Annotated in this window: 18 protein-coding genes; 9 read left to right on the forward strand and 9 right to left on the reverse strand. The window is 39.6% G+C overall.

Annotated elements, in window-relative coordinates; genetic code table 11:
* The first annotated feature begins 128 nt into the window (after nt 1–128).
* The 3 genes from nblB to VB694_RS10755 all read left to right on the forward strand — a co-directional run bounded on the left by nblB (nt 129) and on the right by VB694_RS10755 (nt 1,460).
* The gene (nblB, locus tag VB694_RS10745; protein WP_323360311.1) at nt 129–785 is read left to right on the forward strand and encodes a phycobilisome degradation protein NblB; all 657 of its coding nucleotides are present in this window, start codon (nt 129–131) and stop codon (nt 783–785) included.
* Between the two features lie 125 nt (nt 786–910).
* Nucleotides 911–1,135: a CopG family transcriptional regulator gene (locus VB694_RS10750; protein WP_323360312.1), complete on the forward strand. Its 225-nt coding sequence runs from the start codon at nt 911–913 to the stop codon at nt 1,133–1,135.
* Nucleotides 1,122–1,460, forward strand: a complete 339-nt coding sequence (locus VB694_RS10755) for a type II toxin-antitoxin system PemK/MazF family toxin (protein WP_323360313.1) — start codon at nt 1,122–1,124, stop codon at nt 1,458–1,460. The genes VB694_RS10750 and VB694_RS10755 overlap by 14 nt, the downstream gene beginning before the upstream one ends.
* Nucleotides 1,461–1,586: 126 nt before the next feature.
* On the opposite strand, the gene VB694_RS10760 is transcribed toward VB694_RS10755, so the two are convergent.
* From VB694_RS10760 to rpaB, 4 genes are all read right to left on the reverse strand, one after another.
* On the reverse strand, nt 1,587–2,171 hold the full coding sequence (locus tag VB694_RS10760; protein ID WP_323360314.1) for a PEP-CTERM sorting domain-containing protein: 585 nt from the start codon (nt 2,169–2,171) through the stop codon (nt 1,587–1,589).
* A 502-nt stretch (nt 2,172–2,673) separates the two neighbouring features.
* Complete coding sequence (locus VB694_RS10765; protein ID WP_323360315.1) at nt 2,674–3,192, reverse strand: DUF456 domain-containing protein; 519 nt, start codon at nt 3,190–3,192, stop codon at nt 2,674–2,676.
* Between the two features lie 70 nt (nt 3,193–3,262).
* The gene (locus tag VB694_RS10770; RefSeq protein WP_323360316.1) at nt 3,263–3,904 is read right to left on the reverse strand and encodes a cofactor assembly of complex C subunit B; all 642 of its coding nucleotides are present in this window, start codon (nt 3,902–3,904) and stop codon (nt 3,263–3,265) included.
* A gap of 86 nt (nt 3,905–3,990) precedes the next feature.
* Complete coding sequence (rpaB, locus tag VB694_RS10775) at nt 3,991–4,719, reverse strand: response regulator transcription factor RpaB (protein ID WP_323360317.1); 729 nt, start codon at nt 4,717–4,719, stop codon at nt 3,991–3,993.
* 168 nt (nt 4,720–4,887) lie between these two features.
* Between rpaB and radA the strand changes: the two genes are divergently transcribed.
* Complete coding sequence (gene radA / locus VB694_RS10780; RefSeq protein ID WP_323360318.1) at nt 4,888–6,453, forward strand: DNA repair protein RadA; 1,566 nt, start codon at nt 4,888–4,890, stop codon at nt 6,451–6,453.
* A gap of 42 nt (nt 6,454–6,495) precedes the next feature.
* Here radA and rfbD read toward each other — a convergent pair whose 3' ends face one another.
* The 5 genes from rfbD to VB694_RS10805 form a co-directional block, all read right to left on the reverse strand.
* Nucleotides 6,496–7,374 carry a dTDP-4-dehydrorhamnose reductase gene (rfbD, locus tag VB694_RS10785; RefSeq protein WP_323360319.1) on the reverse strand — a complete coding sequence of 293 codons (879 nt, stop codon included), beginning with the start codon at nt 7,372–7,374 and terminating at the stop codon, nt 6,496–6,498.
* Entirely contained in the window at nt 7,371–7,916 is a 546-nt protein-coding gene (gene rfbC, locus VB694_RS10790; RefSeq protein ID WP_323360320.1) for a dTDP-4-dehydrorhamnose 3,5-epimerase, read from the reverse strand. The genes rfbD and rfbC overlap by 4 nt, the downstream gene beginning before the upstream one ends.
* Before the next feature lie 37 nt (nt 7,917–7,953).
* A complete protein-coding gene (rfbA, locus tag VB694_RS10795) occupies nt 7,954–8,838 on the reverse strand; it encodes a glucose-1-phosphate thymidylyltransferase RfbA (RefSeq protein WP_323360321.1) in 885 nt (294 codons plus the stop codon).
* A 26-nt stretch (nt 8,839–8,864) separates the two neighbouring features.
* Complete coding sequence (gene rfbB / locus VB694_RS10800; RefSeq protein WP_323360322.1) at nt 8,865–9,953, reverse strand: dTDP-glucose 4,6-dehydratase; 1,089 nt, start codon at nt 9,951–9,953, stop codon at nt 8,865–8,867.
* A gap of 421 nt (nt 9,954–10,374) precedes the next feature.
* Entirely contained in the window at nt 10,375–11,310 is a 936-nt protein-coding gene (locus VB694_RS10805) for a glycosyltransferase (protein WP_323360323.1), read from the reverse strand.
* Between the two features lie 512 nt (nt 11,311–11,822).
* Here VB694_RS10805 and VB694_RS10810 point away from each other — a divergent pair.
* The 5 genes from VB694_RS10810 to infB all read left to right on the forward strand — a co-directional run bounded on the left by VB694_RS10810 (nt 11,823) and on the right by infB (nt 19,500).
* A complete protein-coding gene (locus VB694_RS10810) occupies nt 11,823–13,274 on the forward strand; it encodes a hypothetical protein (RefSeq protein ID WP_323360404.1) in 1,452 nt (483 codons plus the stop codon).
* A gap of 197 nt (nt 13,275–13,471) precedes the next feature.
* Nucleotides 13,472–13,933: a ribosome maturation factor RimP gene (gene rimP / locus VB694_RS10815; RefSeq protein ID WP_323360324.1), complete on the forward strand. Its 462-nt coding sequence runs from the start codon at nt 13,472–13,474 to the stop codon at nt 13,931–13,933.
* A gap of 119 nt (nt 13,934–14,052) precedes the next feature.
* Nucleotides 14,053–15,330, forward strand: a complete 1,278-nt coding sequence (gene nusA / locus VB694_RS10820; protein WP_323360325.1) for a transcription termination factor NusA — start codon at nt 14,053–14,055, stop codon at nt 15,328–15,330.
* Nucleotides 15,331–15,415: 85 nt separating this feature from the next.
* Complete coding sequence (locus VB694_RS10825) at nt 15,416–15,685, forward strand: YlxR family protein (RefSeq protein ID WP_323360326.1); 270 nt, start codon at nt 15,416–15,418, stop codon at nt 15,683–15,685.
* Nucleotides 15,686–16,377: 692 nt separating this feature from the next.
* Nucleotides 16,378–19,500, forward strand: a complete 3,123-nt coding sequence (gene infB, locus VB694_RS10830) for a translation initiation factor IF-2 (RefSeq protein ID WP_323360327.1) — start codon at nt 16,378–16,380, stop codon at nt 19,498–19,500.
* Nucleotides 19,501–19,539: the final 39 nt, after the last annotated feature.

A 19,539-nucleotide genomic window follows, 5' to 3' on the forward strand; every position in this document is an offset into this window, starting at 1 on the left:
TCTTTGATTTTACGTTAGTCCACGCAGGTGGACTTTGTTTGTATAGCAGCGTATCCCTTACGGGAGGCAAAGCCATATTCTATTCGCCACGCCTGAAGTTGAAACCAATAATAACATAGGATAATTAAATGAGTATTTCTGCTGAATCGGTGCAAGAATTACTGAGTTCGGAAAATTTAGGCGATCGCCTACGTGCAGTCAATCAAATTCGCGAACTAGAACCCAAAACCGCCTTAGAATTAGTACAAATCGCTATTGGTGATAAAAATTCCCGTGTCCGTTATTCTGCTGTCAGTCAAATGGATACATTGGGAGAACAGGATTTAGATTTATCCTTGCAGGTACTACGGGAACTACTTAATGATCCTGAAGCGGATGTACAAGCAGCAGCAGCAGATTGTTTAGGTGCGCTGAAATTACACGCAGCTTTTGCAGATTTAGAGCAACTTTACCATCGAACCCCAGAATGGCTCGTACAATTCAGTATTATCGCCACTTTGGGAGCATTGGGAGATTCACGGGGTTTAGAACTACTCAAAGAAGCACTTACTTCAGATAATGGTTTAGTGCAAACTGCGGCTATTAGTTCCCTGGGTGAATTAGGAGATGTGCAAGCAGTTCCTCTGTTAACTCCTTATGCGACTAACCCAGATTGGCAAGTGCGTTACAGAGTTGTCCAAGCTTTAGGTAATTTAGGCGGTGCGGAAGCTAAATCTATTTTAGAGACTTTGGTTAATGATGAAATAGAAGCAGTTGCAAAAGAAGCGAAAGCAGCATTGAAATAGATATTAGATCCCCGACTTCTTTTTTTTATCCTCTCTATCAATTCTGAATTGATGTTAGAGGTCGGGGATCTGAGGTTTGGTGCTACATTAAAGTAAGAAATAAAAGATTACCTGTTGGTAATACCATGCAAACGGAAAAAATATCAATTTCCTTACCAGCTTCTTTAGTACACTTTATTGAGAACTACAAAATTACCAAAGGGTGTAAATCTCGCTCTCAAGTAATTGAATTAGCGTTAGATTTATTGCGATTTCAAGAATTAGAACAAGCATATAAAGAAGCATCAGCAGAAATTGACCCAGAGTGGGAATTAACCGCAGGGGATGGCTTGACAAATGAAACGTGGTGAAATTTACTTTGCTAACCTGAGTCCCGCAATAGGATCAGAAATGGATAAACGCCGTCCGGTGTTAATAGCCAGTAATGATGCTAATAATAATGCTGCTAATGTAGTTACAATTTTACCTATTACTTCTAATGTTAGCCGTGTTTATCCTTTTGAGGTTTTGCTACAGCCAGAAGATAGTGGTCTATCTAAACCTTCTAAAGTTCAAGCCCAGCAAGTACGTACTATTTCTAAACAAAGGATTTTAGGAGATGCTGTAGGTAGTTTGAGTACAGAATTAATGGAATTAGTTAATGCTGCTCTGAAATTACATCTTTATTTGGAATGATATCTTTGATAAATTATGGTTGTGCAAAACTGAATAGCTACACATAAAAAATGACCGGGTTGGGATAATTTTGCATTCCCACCAGGTCTATATTTAAGATTTTGATGTTAAAAGCAGTCTTTCAATTTATGCTTTTACAAGTTTGCGACGACGAGCTACGGTCATACCAGCAGCTACTAAGCCTAAACCTAACATTGTGGTAGGTTCGGGAACAGAAGCTACTACCACACCTTTGAATACTGAGTTAATACTGGTGCCATCATTATAAGCGGTTTGCGCTACTCCTGCGTTTGTGAAATCGAAAGTAGTGAAGTCAATGTTTCCTATCGCATTGCTTCCGTCCTCAAACATACCTTTGAAGTTAAAGCTAATGTCTACTCCACCTGATATTGCACTAAAAACAGGATTTGTAAAGCTGCTTACAGTAAGTTCCTTACCAACACCATCAATATTGATAAACACTGGAGGTAATGAAGCAAATATGGTGTCAAAAATATCTCCACCTGCATCACCAGCAAAATCACCAGTTTTCAGTCCTAGTTCGATTCTATTTGGAGCAGTAAAGTTGAAACCTGCGTTGTTTATAGCAGCTGTAGTTCCATCTCCATCAAATGAGAATTTACCAGTCCACGCTTGAGCAGAACCAGCAGAAGCAATTAAACCAGTAGCAAGAACAGCAGCGCCTAAAAGTTGAGATTTGAAGTTAAACATTGTAGTCTTTAGCTCCTATGAAAAGTTTGTGAAAAAATAGTTACTTGCTTTAGTGGGCAGCAATCCTATAACTTGTGTAGCAATTCCATAAATAAGCGATTTTACCTGAGTTGAGGTTGATTTGTGTTTTCGTTTAAAAAATAGATTAGGATTGCTGTGTTAACACGGTGAGGATACTGTAGCAGTTTGCTTGAGTTCCTTGTGTGTTCCCTACACTAGAATAATTACATAGTCGGTCGGTTACTGGCAATATCTACTGAAGCATCTTGATGGAATCTTCATCAAGTATTTAGTTATTTCTTTGATATTTGGTAAATTTTGTCAAGGGTAATTCTAGCTGAATACGTCAATTGTATCGGTTAAATATCGACTAAATGCTTACATTCTAAGCTTTTCCATGGTTTTGATTTTTTTTATTTATCCGAGTTGTAACAGTATTCCTCGTTCTTTAAAGTTATCATGAAGACAATAGACCTTGACATCCTAACTTGTGGTGAAAATACTACCCACCATATACCTGTGGCCATGTAGTCCATAGAAAAACTACCACTGCACCTACTGCTAATAAACCCTGAATAAAATTCCCTACCAGCGTTCCTACTGTAATTCCTATTCCAGCTTTCACTGCTTTACCTAAATCTCGTTGATACAGAAACTCACCAATAATTGCCCCTAAAAGTGGACCTATTAACATTCCCAACAATGGACCACCAAAGGGTAATGCTGGCAATAAACCGAAAAATCCCAGGAATAACCCGACAAATGCGCCAATTTGTCCCCATTTACTCGCACCGGCTTTTTTTGCTCCTATGTAACCAGCTAAAAAATCCACTGCCATACTCAGAAGTAGAACAATACCTGTAACAATCAGAGGTATTTTAATAACTGCGACAGAACCATTAACAATTCCCCAAAGAATAATAGCTCCTAATATTAAGCTACTACCAGGAATAGCGGGAACTACTGCACCAATTACACCCACGAGCATTACAGCTATTAATAACCAGTAAATAATTTGCATAATTATTGTCTGAATCAGGATGTCCAGGATCAAAGTATGAACAGGATGAAAACAGGAACTTTATCACCAATTACCAATTACCAAGCGTTACAGCTAATTTATCAGCAATCCCCGCAATCCAGTTTTCGTCTTGTTTAGTATAACTACGGGGAGCATTTGCGCCTAAAATCAAGACTCCTTCTTTACCAATTGGTTGACAAATTACCCCTTGTGTGTTTTCTGGTAAATAATCAAATTCAATTTTGCCGGGATACACATACAAAGCAACTAAATAAACTGCTTTTTGAGTTTCCAATACCCGCTTTAATATCGCTCCTGGTGTAACTTCCGATTTAGAAGCCAGAATACCGCGACGTAACAAAACTTTACCTTGGTAATAAACTATGAGCGATCGCGTGACTGTATTAGTTAATAATAAATGCGATGCCCAAGCTAATTCTGTTTTCACGGTTTCTGGTAAATCTGGTGCTAAGACAAAACCTTCCTCTCCAATTAGTTCTACTGTATCAGGGGTTTTTGGCTGTACTTGTTGCCAAATTAAACCCGTTAAAATTAACACTGCACTCAAAATTACTCCCAACACATCCCCCCGTGCTTGAGAATTTGTCAGTTCTGGTGTTAACAACCGATTCATTAACAAAAGTACAGCACCTAAACCCCCAACTACTAGGGGTAAACGCCTTAAAACTCGATTAGGATCAGATTTAGACATTAGTTATTAGTCATTAGTCATTTGGAAAACTCTTACCCAATCCCCAATCCCCAATCCCCAGTCACCAGTCCCCAATCCCCTGCTTCTTACTCCTCTCCCGGTTCAAGGATGCGTTGAAAAAGATAACCAGTACCTCTAGCAGTAAGTATCAGTTCTGGGTTACTGGGATCATCTTCTAATTTTGCCCGTAAACGGGAAATATGCACGTCTACCACGCGAGTATCTACGTGGCGTTCTGGTGTGTAACCCCAAACTTCTTGTAAAATTTCTGAACGGGAAAAAGCCTCTCCAGAACGACTTACTAATAATTCTAATAAGCTAAATTCCATCCCAGTTAAGCGGATACGTTCATCACCTTTGTAAACTTGGCGCTTATTTGTATCAATTCTGATATTTCCGACATGAATTACTCCAGAACTAGGAATACCAGTCGCACCAGTTTTATCTACCCTGCGTAAAACCGAGCGAATTCGCGCTTCTAATTCTTTAGGGGAGAATGGTTTAACTACATAGTCATCTGCACCCAGTTCTAAGCCAGTGATGCGATCGGCTACGTCCCCCAAAGCTGTTAGCATGATTATGGGAACGTCAGATTCTTTACGTAATTCTTGACAAACACCATAGCCATCTAGCTTTGGCATCATCACATCCAAAACTACCAGGTCCGGTTCAGCTTTACGAAAAGTTTCTAAAGCTTCTTCTCCATCACCAGCAGTTACTACATCGTAGCCAATCATGGAAAGGCGCGTTTCCAAAATCCGGCGAATGCTGGCTTCGTCGTCTACTACCAGGATTTTTTCTTTATGACTTTCCAAGTTTTCCTAATCTCCCTAACTAAAATTTTACATGATGAATTTTAATATCATAATATTAAGATATCATTCCTACAGCTGATTAGAAAAAAGCTGTAACTACTACTATGATTAGACTTTAGTTTTTATAAAACTTAAGGAAGAATTAAGATTTTTAAATAAATATTAAGCATGGCAAAGCCAAAGACCGTTTTCATTTGTAGCAAATGTGCAGCCGAATTTTCCCAATGGTTTGGAAAGTGTTCAAATTGCGACACTTACGATTCTTTGGTAGAACAGAATGCCACACCTTTTGGAGTAGATATACCTAGTCGGGGAGGGGTAGGTAATTGGCACGCTGCTCAAACTGGTGCTAAACCTAATAGCAAACCAGCTAAACCCAGATCTTCTCTGACTTTTGATCAAATTAGCGATCGCCAAATTGCTCGCTGGGAATCTGGTTATGGTGAATTAGATCGGGTACTCGGTGGAGGAGTTGTCCCCGGTTCGATGGTGCTAATCGGTGGTGATCCCGGTATAGGTAAATCTACTTTACTATTACAAGTATCTAACCAATTAGCGCAAAAATACCGCATTCTCTACGTCACCGGCGAAGAATCAGGACAACAAGTAAAGTTACGCGCTTCTCGTTTGGGAATGTCCAAACCGATCAAGGTAGTTACTGAGGAACTTGAAGGTAAAGAAACTGACCCATCTGAAACGGAAAAATTACCAGAAAATACAGATAAACCAATCGATCCTCTGAGCATTGGGGCAAACTTGTATGTTTTGCCAGAAACGGATTTAGAAGAAATTCTCAGAGAAATAGACTCACTCAAACCAAACTTAGCAGTAATTGATAGTATACAAACAGTATTCTTTCCAGCACTGACATCTGCACCCGGTTCAGTCGCTCAAGTCCGGGAATGTACAGCAGCTTTGATGAAGGTGGCAAAACACGAAGATATTACCATGTTAATTGTCGGTCATGTCACCAAAGAAGGAACAATTGCAGGTCCGAGGGTTTTAGAACATTTAGTAGATACAGTTTTGTATTTTGAAGGCGATCGCTTTGCATCCCACCGATTATTAAGAACTGTTAAAAATCGTTTCGGAGCAACACACGAAATTGGTATATTTGAAATGGTATCTGAAGGATTACGGGAAGTAGACAATCCTTCAGAGTTGTTTCTAGGAAACCGCGACGACCCCGCCCCAGGTACAGCTATTGTTGTAGCTTGTGAAGGAACAAGACCAATAGTAGTAGAATTACAAGCTTTAGTTAGCCCCACAAGTTACCCTTCCCCCCGTCGAGCCGGAACAGGGATAGATTATAATAGATTAGTTCAGATTTTAGCAGTATTAGAAAAACGGGTAGGGATACCCATGTCAAAATTAGATTCTTATGTAGCATCTGCGGGGGGTTTAAATGTAGAAGAACCTGCGGTAGATTTAGGAATAGCGATCGCCATTGTCGCCAGTTTCCGTGATAGAATAGTTGATCCTGGTACTGTGTTGATAGGTGAAGTTGGTTTAGGGGGACAAGTGCGATCGGTTTCCCAAATGGAACTGCGGTTAAAAGAAGCAGCAAAACTAGGATTTAAAAGAGCGATCGTTCCCAAAGGACAAAAATTTCCCGATTTAAACATTGAGATTTTACAAGTTTCCAAAGTCATAGATGCCATTATTGCAGCTATTCCCCATCAATCTTTGGAAGATATTGATTTAGAAACCGATGAAGAGGAAAACGAGGAATAATCCAGATCCCCGACTTCTTTAAGAAGTCGGGGATCTATTAAATTAAATAGCAAGCACCAACTGTAAAACCTGCTCCCAATCTGGCATCACCAAACCAAAAGTATGAGACAATTTTTGATGATCCAATAAAGAAAAAGCCGGTCTATTTGCAGGAGTAGGATATTCTGGGGTAGTAATAGGAATTAATCTTTGTAACTTGCGTTCATTATTGGGAAAATCATCATTAAAAATTGCCTTAGCAAAACCATACCAGCTAGTTTTTCCACTTGCAGATAAATGATATAATCCACTTTTACTAGCGAAAAAATTAGATGGATTTGGCTGAGACTGAGAAACTATTTGAGCAGTAATTTCTGCGATCATTCTACTCCAAGTTGGTGCGCCAATTTGGTCATCAACAACCCTGATTTCTTCCCTTTCCTTAGCCAGTCTTTGCATCGTTAATAAAAAGTTTTTCCCATGTAACCCATAAACCCAGCTAGTGCGGAGAATGAGATAATTAACACCAACAGATTTAATTGCTTCCTCACCCGCTAACTTTGTTTTTCCATAGATATTTTGTGGATTTGTTCGGTCATTTTCCAGGTATGGAGTATCTTTAGTTCCATCAAACACATAATCTGTAGAATAGTGAATCATAGCTGCACCCAGACGTTTAGCCTCTTCAGCTATTATACCAGGTGCAATACCATTGATCATCATTGCTAAATCTGGTTCTGATTCCGCTTTATCTACCACAGTGTAAGCAGCAGGATTGACAATTAAATCAGGTTTTACATCCCTAATTATTTGACAGATTGTATCTGGTTTAGCTAAATCTAATTGATTTCGTCCTAGAGAAATCACATCACCCACAGTCATCAGAGTGCGTTGTAATTCCCAACCTACCTGGCCAGTTGTACCTGTTAAAAGTATTTTCATAAATAAACCTCCGCTTCTGGAAACAACTTACCAACCTTATCCTTAGCAGAAACAATTGGTTCATCTTGAATTGGCCAAGAAATAGCTAAATCAGGATCATTCCACAGGAGAGTGCGATCGTATTGTGGCGCATAATAATCAGTAGTTTTGTACAAAAATTCAGCATATTCAGACAGCACCAAAAAACCATGAGCAAAACCAGGTGGTATCCAAAATTGATGTTTATTTTCAGCCGATAAATACACACCAACCCATTGACCAAAAGTAGCAGAACTTTTTCGCAAATCAACAGCCACATCAAACACTGAACCTACTACAACTCTGACAAGTTTTCCCTGTGGTTGCTGAATTTGATAATGTAACCCACGCAAAACATTTTTAATAGAACGAGAGTGATTATCCTGGACAAAATGAGATGATATTCCTACCTTTTCTAAAAAAGTTTTTTCGTTATAACTTTCATAAAAAAAGCCGCGTTCATCTCCAAAAACTTGCGGCTCAATTATCAGCACATCAGCAATATCCGTTTTTACAACCTTCATAAATTCATCTTTTTTAGATTAAAAATTATTCTGTTTTTTATAGAGTAAAATCAATCTCATCTTCTAGAATTCGCCGCAAATAAAGACCATAACTACTTTTACCCATAGACTCAGTTAAATAAGACAATTGACTAGAATCAATATATCCTTGAAGGTAAGCGATTTCTTCAATACAAGCGATTTTTAATCCCTGTCTTTGTTCTAATGTTTGAATAAAATTTGAGGCTTGATGTAGAGATTCATGTGTACCCGTATCCAACCAAGCATAACCTCGACCTAAAATTTCTACCTGTAATTTACCTTGATTTAGGTAAGCTAAATTTACATCAGTAATTTCCAACTCATTACGCGCAGAAGGTTTTAAAGCAGCAGCAATTTCTGTTACTTGAGCATCATAAAAATAAATACCAGGAACAGCATACTTTGATTTAGGAAACTTTGGTTTTTCCTCAATACTAATGGCTTTTCCCGACTCATTAAATTCAATCACACCATAGCTTTCTGGTTGTGTCACCTTATAACCAAAAACTAACCCACCCTGTTGGAGTTGAGCAGCACGAGTCAGGACTTCAGTGAAACCATGTCCATAAAATATGTTGTCTCCTAAAATTAAACATACTGGTTCATTTTTAATAAAATCTTTTCCCAAAATAAAAGCTTGAGCTAAACCTTCTGGTTTCGGTTGTTCCACATAACTAAACTTTAAACCCCATTGACTACCATCCTTGAGAAGTCGCTGAAAAAGAGGTAAATCTGTGGGAGTCGAAATAATCAGAATTTCCCTAATTCCAGCTAACATCAACACCGATAAAGGATAGTAAATCATCGGTTTATCATAAACAGACATTAACTGTTTACTGACAACTTGAGTTAAAGGATAAAGTCGTGTACCAGAACCACCAGCGAGAATAATACCCTTCATTTCACCATCCTTGTATAACAAATAAATTAACGAGTTTCATAATTTTGTTTAATCCAGTTTTGGTATGCTCCGGTAAAAATAGAATCTACCCAAGCTGAATTGTTTAGATACCATTGAACCGTTTTTAATAAACCACTTTCAAAATTTTCCTTGGGTTTCCAGCCTAATTCTTTGCTGATTTTACTACAATCAATAGCATAGCGGCGATCATGTCCAGGACGGTCTTTAATAAAAGTTATTAAAGAAGAATGTTGAAAATTCTCTTTAGGTGCTAATTCATCAAGAATGCTGCAAATTTTTTCCACAACCACTGAATTTGTTTGTTCATTAATTCCCCCAATATTGTAAGTTTCACCACTTTTACCCTCTTTTAAAACTAGATGAATAGCATCACAGTGATCACCTACATATAACCAATCTCTGATATTTTGACCATCACCATATATAGGTAGAGGTTTGCCATTTAAAGCATTGAGAATCATTAAAGGTATCAATTTTTCAGGGAATTGTAGAGGTCCATAATTATTAGAGCAATTGGTTGTTAAAGTAGGTAAATTGTATGTGTGATAGTAGGAGCGCACGAGATGGTCAGCACCAGCTTTAGAAGCAGCATAAGGGCTATTAGGTTGATATGGTGTATCTTCACGGAACGCTGGATCTGTTAGGCTTAAAGAACCATATACTTCATCAGTAGATATATGCAAAAAGCGAAAATTTTCTTTTTTTGATAAAGGTAGTTTTTGCCAATAAGCTTTACTAGCTTCTAATAATTGAAATGTTCCAACTACATTAGTCTTGATGAAATTTTCAGGACTGACAATAGAACGATCAACATGAGTTTCTGCTGCAAAGTTGATGACCGCATCTGGTTGATATTGATCTAATAAATAACTGACTAACTCAGAGTTATTAATATCTCCTTGCACAAAATTATAGTTAGGATCATCTTCTAACTCTGCTAGGTTTTGGAGGTTACTTGCATAAGTCAATTTATCTAAATTAATAATATTAGCCCATTTTTCTTTTCTTGCTTTCAGAACAAAATTAGCCCCAATAAATCCTGCTCCACCTGTTACTAATAGAGTTGGTAAATTACTTGTTTGAAATTTGGACATAATTCGTATGGGAAATTGAACTTGATTTAATCTAAAGAAATAGCTATCAGGAAAGTTACATAATCTTCTGTAATTTCAATAATATCACGACTTACGCAACTGGCACATTGGTAGGGTGCGTCAGATATCAACAATCTGTTTATTTGCAGGATTTATGCAGTCTGACGCACCCTACAACAGATTTTTAGTGTGACACTTGCGTAAGTCCTAAATATTTGGATGGAGATACTCATGACAATTAATTGAAAGAACGTATTTTCCTGACGCATTCAGTAAAGCAGTCACTCTTTGAATTAGTTCTCCCCTGAGAGGACTTGTAATTTGACGTAGGTAGAATATCACTAATATTTATGAAAGGGACATGATATGGATAAACCAAAATAAACTCGATAAACTCGGCGTTACCATGAATCTTCAACACCTAATTCATATCATTGATGATTTTTAGTATCTCAGATTTTGAAAATTCAACTTTTCTTTTGTTTCGATATTGCCAGAAAAATTTAACTTTGAGTATTGCAGGAACAAGAAATGAAAATAAAGTATAAATAATTTGTTTGGATTTTTGTTTATACGACCTTTTCTTATCAATAATCAATTTATAAACAAAATTGAGCATACTAGCTTTAGCTATATCTTGAAAATTAGAGGGAAGATTAGTAATAGCAAAATTCTTTATTTTTGTAACATCCCATATCAAAACTGCATTTACATCCAAACGATTAACAACATTTGTATCATGAACTAACTGTAACCATGCCGGTTCAGACGCAATTTGGTACACAGGAACACCCAGCATTGATAAAGAATATAGATAATGATGAGGAACACTCAGGCAAGTTAATAACTCATCACTTACTGTTTCAACAATAGTATGAAATGGGCTAGACAAAAACTCTCTCATTAATAAACCATCATGACGCAGCATATAACCAAGGGTAATGTTAAGAAAATAAACTTTTTCGTCTCTAAAGTTAGATTGAATAATTCCCACAAAATTTTTGTGTAGTGCATCGTCATTGTCTAAGTTTGTTGTTACTAAACACTGGGTTTTAGGCAATAATTTACCTTTTAGAAAGGGCAAAATTTCTTGCTCTCCCTGAACATATACTGGCAAGCAGTTGCTCATTTTTAATGTCTCTTCTGCCCTTTTTTTAAACACATCTGGTGTATTTATATCGAAAAAGATCAACCAAAAAAAATTTTGATTTGTTTGAGAATTAATAGATGGAACAGTCACTGACTCGAATAATTCAAATCTTTTTTCAAGATACTCTATACTGTTTCTTTTATTTGTTTTATCGAAGCCACGATCTACATTAAAAAGTGTAAGAATATAATGCTCAAATAATTGCATTTGACTACCTTCCTAGTAAAAATCTTTGATACATCAGCATCGGGATGGGGAAAATTGGTGTCATATTAATCACCAAGGTTTGTAACCGATACATTACTTAGACAAAATAACTATTAAGCTTTTATTTATACCCTATACCCACAGTTTTGTAATGTAAGGTATGCGGAAAAGGCTTTGCTCAACCTGAAAATTTTATCTAACTCTATCAGCACAGAATATAGTTATACGGAATTTCATAATATAATACTCTTAGCTAATATATTATACACAAATTTTCCATCACAATATCTAGTATTGGGTATTTCTACATTATATTATGTGTATCTTTATCAACTTAACTTAACTTCATACTCTAGAGAATTCTTGCCTGAATCTTAAAACAGCTAAACTGTAAATAAATTTCTTGTTAGCATCTATTAACTCTAGGGTTTAATTAGCAGGAGTGACGATCTACCCATACTCTACACTAAAGAAGAGAAATATCGTGTATTTTGTATAATTTCTAACTGATGATGAGTAAATTAAAATCCCGAAAACAAGGTAATCTATGGTTTGAGAGGTTAATAGCTATTACTGCCACTGTCAACTTAGGGTTAGTTTTGTTTGATTTGAGTTACGTAAATTGGCGTGATTTCTACTTCCGTAGAGTTCCTCAAATCACCCAGATTTATGACCCGATTAAAGGTATTGAACCACATCGAGACACGAAAAATTATTTAGAAACAATAGCTGCTTTAGAAGAACAGGTTAGCCAAACAGGTTTAAACTCACCTCAAGTCAAAACCAAGTTAGCAGAAATCAGCAGTCTCAGCAACGAGATAATTGATAGTAACCCCTTTGCTAGTGTGGGTAAAAGCGGAACTCTAGAAAAAATTAAAAACCGGATGCGGGAACACGTTGGACAAAAGTCTTCAAAACAGGCTTTTGCTACTTTTTGGAGTCCAGCGTATTTATCTAAACGGGGCTGGATTCAAGAAATTAATTTTTTCAATCAGCAAATTCGTCCTGGAATTGCCGCCAATTATTACCGTAAAATCGGGGAAAATGGCGAGTTTATCGATAATTTTTGGCTAATTGATTTACCATTTGTCGTGATATTTGCCTTAGAATTACTGGGACGGACTTTTTATATCAAACGTCAAAATCATCATTTAAGCTGGTTGGAAGCAATTTTGTGGCGTTGGTATGACTTATTTTTAATAATTCCCTTTTGGCGCTGGTTGCGAGTTTTATCAGTATTAGTACGTTTAGATCAAGCACAGTTAATTGATCTACATTTAGTCAGGAAGCAAATTCACCAAGGTATAGTAGCCAATTTTGCCGAAGAAATCACAGAAATTGTGGTGGTGCGGGTAATTAACCAAATGCAGGGGTCAATTCAGCGCGGTGAAATAATTAAATTGCTATTACAGCCAGAAAAAGAGCGTGCCTACATAGATATTAATAATATCAACGAAGTAGAAGCGATCGCTGGACTGTTAGTACAAACTATCGTTAATCAAGTTCTCCCCAAAATCCAACCAGAAATTAATGCCATTTTGCGCCACAATATTGAAACTGCTTTTGGGCAAATACCGATTTATCGTAACTTGCTGATGCTGCCAGGAGTGGGACAAGCACAAAGCCAGTTAAGTGAACAACTAGCCAATCAAATTACCACTAACCTATATATTGCCTTAGTTAGCGCCATTAAAGATCCAGTCGCTGCCAAACTTTCTAGTCAGTTATTAGAAAAATTTACTACTGTTTTAGGTGCGGAAATTCAGCAGAAACACGTAATTTCTGAAATTCAAAGTCTACTCAATGACTTTTTAGAAGAAGTCAAAATTAACTACGTCCAACGCCTATCCCAAGAAGATATTGAGCAAATTATCGAGCAAACAAGACAAATGCGATCGCCAGCATCTGTTCACACAGTAGTTGATAAAGGCGCTGCTCTCCCAGAAATCCGGGACAGAAGCTAGGGTGATGGGGAGAATAAATAATTATCTGTTCCCTGTTCCCTATTCCCTATTCCCTGTTCCCTGACTGATGACTAACGAAAAAAATACGCTACACTCATGTTAGGGGCGAACCAGCGACGGTTCGTCACAAGACTTCTTGGAAGATATCCCTATCGCCGGAAGTGGGTCGAAGCCCACTTTTTTTATTGAATTCTCGCATGACTCATCCTTTAGTCCCACAAATTATTGACTTGGCGACCCCAGTAGCAACAGAACTGGGATTGGAAATTGCTGGCATAGTTTTTCACACTAACCAACGTCCGCCAACTTTACGGGTAGACATCCGTAATCCTCAACAGGATACTGGTTTAGACGATTGCGAACGGATGAGCCGTGCTTTAGAAGCTTCCTTAGATGCGGCAGAGATAATTCCAGATGCTTATGTATTGGAAGTATCTAGTCCTGGAATTTCGCGACAACTGATAACTGACAGGGAGTTTATTTCCTTTAAAGGATTTCCTGTAGTTATTTCCACTTCTGAACCTTACGAAGGACAGCAAGAGTGGATTGGTCAGTTGATTCGCCGGGATGAAACAAAAGTTTACTTAAACCAAAAAGGTCGTGTAGTGGAAATTCCCCGATCCCTAGTTACCAGGGTGCAACTGGATGAGCGCCGCTAACCAAATTTAGATTTTAGATCCTAGATTTTAGACTGGGGGTTTTAGATAGAAATCTGAAATCCCAAATTTAAAGTTAAAAATTGTGGCGGTTGCTGACAGATAAGTTAAGGAGATTGCTTATGTCAATGGTTACTTTACCTGGATTAAAAGATTTAATTGAAAGCATCAGCCGCGAGCGAAATTTACCTCGTTTAGCAGTGCAATCATCTATTAGAGAAGCATTACTTAAAGGTTACGAACGTTATCGCCGCGCCCAAAATTTAGAGCGCAAACAATTTGATGAAACCTATTTTGATAATTTTGAAGTAGAACTTGATATTGATGGAGAAGGATTTCGAGTTCTTTCTACTAAAACAATTGTCGAAGAAGTTAATAATTCCGACCATCAAATTTCTCTAGATGAAGTGCAACAAGTTGCGCCTGAAGCTCAATCAGGTGATTCTGTGGTACTAGATGTCACCCCAGATCAAGGAGAATTTGGGCGGATGGCGGCAATGCAAACAAAACAGGTATTAGCGCAAAAATTGCGGGATCAACAGCGCCAAATGGTGCAAGAAGAGTTCCAAGATTTAGAAAGCACTGTTTTACAAGCGAGAGTTTTAAGATTTGAAAGGCAATCTGTAGTTTTGGCAGTTAGTAGCGGTTTTGGTCAACCAGAAGTAGAAGCTGAATTACCAAAACGGGAACAACTGCCAAATGATAACTATCGAGCTAATGCCACCTTTAAGGTATACCTGAAAAAAGTGTCCCAAGGTCAGCAACGAGGACCACAGTTATTGGTATCTCGTGCTGATGCTGGGTTAGTAGTTTACTTGTTCGCCAACGAAGTCCCAGAAATTGAAGATGAAGTTGTGCGAATAGTCGCAGTAGCGCGAGAAGCGAATCCACCTTCTCGTTATGTAGGACCACGGACTAAAATAGCAGTAGATACCCTTGACCGAGATGTAGACCCTGTTGGGGCTTGTATTGGTGCGAGGGGATCACGAATTCAAGTAGTAGTGAATGAGTTAAGGGGTGAAAAAATAGATGTAATTCGCTGGTCTCCAGATCCAGCAACTTATATTGCCAACGCCTTGAGTCCAGCCAGAGTAGATGAAGTGCGCTTAATGGACCCGGAAAGTCGCCAAACCCACGTTTTAGTAGCTGAAGATCAACTAAGTTTGGCTATTGGTAAAGAAGGACAAAATGTGCGATTAGCTGCCCGACTAACCGGCTGGAAAATTGACATTAAAGATAAAGCTAAATATGACTATGCCGGAGAGGATGCTAAATTTGCAGATGTCAGAGCCAAATATCAACCGGAGGATGATGAAAATCAGATGGAGGAAATAGAAGATGAATATCCAGAAGAATTAGAATTAGAGAATGATAATTTCGACACGGATGAGGAAGATTAATCCTCAGCTGTTTTGGGGCATTATCTGTTAAGCATCAACTTGATGCTGCTACCATTAACTGCTGACCTAACTGAACACAAAACCGATGAAACCAAACTATCGGCGTTGTCTTAGTTGTCGCCGGGTAGGACTAAAAGAAGAGTTTTGGAGGATTATCCGCGTCTTTCCATCTGGGAAGGTACAATTAGATCAGGGCATGGGGCGTTCTGCCTATATTTGTCCACAAACTACCTGCCTCCAAGCAGCTCAGAAAAAAAATAGATTAGGGCGATCGCTACATGGAATAGTGCCAGAAACACTGTATCAGACATTGTGGCAACGTCTAACCGAAAGCAATCCCCAAAATCAAATCTAGTCGAACTAAATATTTTAGTTCGCCGAACGCGGAATACTGACTGGTTTCCGTCCAGATGCGGATCAAGGTTTCAAAGCCAGAAAGGCTGTTTCAGACTCCGATAGCATTCAGTTGCTAACATTTACTAAAATGTCACTAACAGAGCCAGATCTGATGAGAGAGGAAATCACGAACTCAGCACAAAAGTGTAAGTTTGGATACTTCACTCAAAATAACTTAACAACGGTAATCTCTAGAGAAATTGTGATGAAAGCCGAACAACTAACGCTTTCATCACAGCCTCTGTTATCGTTGTGTAGTGCCAAAATAGTAAATGGGTGTACAAGACAAGTGACTCTCTAACTTTTTAGAGAGATACGAAGCAATACTCCCATTAAGTTTTACTCGATTGTGTTGTGGAAGACTCAGAATCAGCAAAACAAAAACCTAAAACATGGCAACCTGGTAGCGCTCAAGCGCAGTTCGGCATCAAGGATGCCCAAAAAATTTTTTATGTAAGAAAAATTTTATGGGGTCTCTTCAACCATCGTTCTGGGTGGGGATGCCAGTATTAAACCGAAACATCTCTCTTTCCTAATTGGAGGCACCGGCAACATCACCAAGGGCAACCTAAAAAACAGTGATCAAAGGATGGAGATGTCGAAAACCAGGCAACCATCCGTTAAAACTGTAAATTAAAGGGGAAAGAGTGGATGAACAACGGCAAAGTTAGAATCTATGAATTATCAAAGGAATTGAATTTGGATAACAAAGAGCTATTAGCAATTTGCGACCAGCTCAATATTGCGGTCAAAAGCCATAGCAGCACTATCTCAGAATCTGAGGCTGAACAAATTCGGATGGCTGCGGAAAAACTCGCAGTGACGAATGTCACGGCCAAAAAGGAATTAGGTACAAACAGCCATAAACTAAATTCACAGCAAATAGGCTCCCGAAACCGACCTGCTGCCACCCATAAACAGCAAATTTTGGAAATTCGCAAACCCAAAATCTTGAGAAATACTACCTCCAACGCATCAGAAGCGTCAGTTGCTATCAATAGTCAATTTGCTTCGTCTGAATCTGAAGTTAATTCTCCATCACCTCCACGGCCTTTCGCTACACCAGTCTCACCCATGAAACCGACGGCACCCACTCGACCTGTACCCCGGAATCAATCTGAGACCCCACAGAAACCTGTGGCAGAACCGGATCATCAGTCCATTGTCCAACCAGCGCCAGAAAAAGTAAAAGCGGAAAAACCGGAAAAAGCTGTGTCTCCTAGACCCAAACCGGAAAAACCCCAAAAACCGCAACTGGTTGAACCGCCAGCAAGACCTGTGGAGGAAAAAACCTCTCCCACAGAACAGCTATCTCAGGCATATAAACCAATTCTGAAGCGCGAACGGCGCAGTGAAGAAGAACGGGAACACACGAAACCCAAGATTAGCAAGGCAAGCACAGACCAAACACCACATACTCCACCCCAAAAACCGGGTCGTTCTACTCCATCACCAGCGAGACCAGAACACAGAGGGAGTAAATTTGCACCCACACCATCATCTGATGTGCAACGACCCAGGCCAGCACGTCCTGGTGAAGCTGTAGCAGCAATGCCCATAGCAACTCCACCCAAACCCATGTCTGGAGGAGCTAAAAAAGAGGCATTAGTCAATGAGCCGCCAATTAGGCCAGATTTGCTGGATTTGAAACGGCCAACACCACCACGTCCAAGTAAAGGTGGCAAAAAATGGCAAGAAGAAGAAATCATTGACGAAATCAAAGAGAAAGCCAAAGTTGGTCCTAAAGGCAAACGAGTTAAACCCATCCTCGATGATGATTTTGAAGAAGAAGACTTACTGGATGAAGACGGTCTGGAAATTCCAGCCAACGTCCAAATGAGTCTTTCCATAGCTCGTCCACCTAAGCCCAAGGCTACTCGACCTACACAGCAACCAACATTAGTTGCACCAGCACCCACTACTAGAAATAATAAAAAGTCTGGTTCCCATCGCGACCAAAACCGTCGTCAGCAAGAAGTAGAAGTCAAGCGTGAACGTCCAGAAAAACTGGTGATCACTGGACCGATGACTGTACAAGAGTTGTCTGAGGGCTTGATTATTGCCGATACAGAGATTGTCAAAATCCTGTTTATGAAAGGCATGGCGGTAAGTATCACCCAAAACCTGGATATTCCCACCATTACCCTGGTAGCTAAAGAATTAGAAGTAGAAATCGAAACGGCAGAACCAGAAGCAGAAGCCCGCAAAGTCACAGAAATGATTGACATTACGGATCTGGAACACCTGATTCGTCGTCCGCCGGTTGTGACCATTATGGGTCACGTAGACCACGGAAAAACAACTCTGCTCGACTCAATTCGCAAAACTAAGGTGGCTGCTGGTGAAGCAGGTGGTATTACCCAGCATATCGGCGCATACCACGTTGATTTGGAACATGATGGCAAGCCACAACAGATTGTCTTCCTAGATACCCCAGGTCACGAAGCTTTCACCGCTATGCGGGCTAGAGGAGCGCGGGTAACAGACATTGCTATTTTGGTGGTTGCTGCTGATGACGGTGTTCGTCCGCAAACAGTGGAAGCCATTAGCCATGCTCAAGCCGCAGGTGTACCAATTGTTGTCGCTATTAACAAGATTGACAAAGAAGGGGCGCAGCCAGAGCGTGTTAAACAAGAACTGACTAATTATGGTCTAACCGCAGAAGACTGGGGTGGTGAGACTATTATGGTTCCTGTGAGTGCCATCAAGGGCGAGAACCTGGATACACTCTTAGAAATGGTTCTTCTGGTGGCAGAGGTCGCCGAACTATCTGCTAACCCAAATCGTGTGGCTAAGGGAACGGTTATTGAAGCCCACTTAGATAAAGCCAAGGGTGCAGTTGCTACCCTGCTGATTCAAAATGGTACTCTCCATGTCGGAGATATGCTAGTAGCTGGATCGGCATTTGGTAAAGTCCGAGCCATGGTAGATGATAGGGGCAAACGAGTAAACGTTGCTACTCCCTCCTGTGCTGTTGAAGTCCTGGGCCTAAGCGATGTACCCGCAGCAGGTGATGACTTCGAGGTGTTTGCGAACGAAAAAGAAGCTCGCACCCTGGCAAGTGTTCGTGCCGACAAACAACGGCAATCCCGCTTGTTACAAGGACGTGTTACCCTCACAACCCTCTCGGCTCAAGCTCAAGAAGGCGAGTTGAAAGAACTCAACTTGATCCTGAAAGGAGATGTCCAAGGTTCTGTAGAAGCCATTATCGGTTCTCTCAAGCAAATCCCTCAAAACGAAGTTCAAATTCGGATGTTGTTGGCTACTGCTGGAGAAATCACAGAAACAGACATTGATTTAGCTGCTGCTAGTAACGCCGTGATCATTGGTTTCAACACCACCTACGCTAGTGGTGCTAGACAAGCTGCGGATGAAGCAGGTGTGGATGTACGCGAATACAATATCATCTACAAACTCCTAGAAGATATTCAAGGAGCTTTAGAAGGTCTGCTAGAACCAGAGTTGGTGGAAGAACCCCTGGGTCAAACAGAAGTACGTGCTGTCTTCCCTGTTGGTCGTGGTGCGGTTGCTGGTTGTTATGTACAATCGGGTAAACTGCTTCGCAACTGCAAAGTGCGAGTCCGTCGCGGCAGTAAGGTGATCTATGAAGGTGTTCTTGATTCCCTCAAACGGATGAAAGAAGATGCCCGCGAAGTTAACGCTGGTTATGAATGCGGCATCAACATTGATAAGTTCCATGACTGGGCTGAAGGTGACATCATTGAAGCCTATCAAATGGTAACTAAACGTCGTACCCTTACCCTAACTAAGTAGTGTTCAGTGAAGAGTGCTGAGTGCTGAGTTAATTGATGA

It is taken from the genome of Anabaena sp. UHCC 0451 (assembly GCF_034931405.1).
In the GTDB taxonomy this organism is placed as follows: domain Bacteria; phylum Cyanobacteriota; class Cyanobacteriia; order Cyanobacteriales; family Nostocaceae; genus RDYJ01.